General features: G+C 50.5%; 1 tRNA gene and 2 rRNA genes. All 3 read right to left on the reverse strand.

Going from position 1 to position 880, the window contains the following annotated elements:
* Positions 1–106: ribosomal RNA gene (locus CGX12_RS19330) — 23S ribosomal RNA — on the reverse strand; the annotation flags it as partial.
* A gap of 355 nt (positions 107–461) precedes the next feature.
* A tRNA-Glu gene (locus CGX12_RS19335) sits at positions 462–537 on the reverse strand.
* Between the two features lie 222 nt (positions 538–759).
* Positions 760–880: ribosomal RNA gene (locus CGX12_RS19340) — 16S ribosomal RNA — on the reverse strand; the annotation flags it as partial.

Genomic DNA, 880 nt, shown 5'->3' on the forward strand with positions numbered 1-880 from the left:
GGCTCAAGCGCTTCTTACCAGCTCACCCGTGCTTAACGCAGGTTAGCACGTCCTTCATCGCCTCTGACTGCCAAGGCATCCACCGTGCACGCTTAGTCACTTAACCATACAACCCCAAGAAGTGTGTTTTATGCGGCGTCCTCTTAGTGATTTCTTCGTTGCGGCTTTCGCTCACTCCATCACATAGGCTTACTATGCTCAGGAGACTCGCTCAATCCGCGCCTCGAACTCACGTCGATGACACTCGCCTAAAAAGCTTCACTTGCTTAGCGGAGTCGCTGCATCAGTGACTGATGCTTACAACATTGTTTCGCCAAGAAGTTCCAAGACACTTGCAGTATCAAGAACTACTTTTATTCATCAGCTTTTCCGAATTGTTAAAGAGCAAGAGCAGTAAAGCTCTAAGTTGGAGGCTTGAAGAATTTCTCTTCCAGCTGCCAGCTTAAGGCTTAGCGCGCAAATGGCGTCCCCTAGGGGATTCGAACCCCTGTTACCGCCGTGAAAGGGCGGTGTCCTAGGCCTCTAGACGAAGGGGACCAAAAATCGATTTGCAACGCTCAGCGTTGCAGATTTTTGGTAAAGGCGAGTGGTGAGCTCTGCGAACCCGAGCGGCAAGAACAAAACTGGGCTTGTGCGCGGCGTTGCTGAACTCGGTGCATTGTTGGCTATCGGCAAACCACACAATCACGCCTCTATCAAAAGCGCTCTACTCATATCAAGCAAACTGTGTGAACACTCAACAGACGTTGAGATTTAAGGTAAGGAGGTGATCCAACCGCAGGTTCCCCTACGGTTACCTTGTTACGACTTCACCCCAGTCATGAATCACTCCGTGGTAAACGCCCTCCCGAAGGTTAAGCTATCTACTTCTGGAGCAACC

The organism is Zobellella denitrificans (genome assembly GCF_002237365.1).
In the GTDB taxonomy this organism is placed as follows: domain Bacteria; phylum Pseudomonadota; class Gammaproteobacteria; order Enterobacterales; family Aeromonadaceae; genus Oceanimonas; species Oceanimonas denitrificans.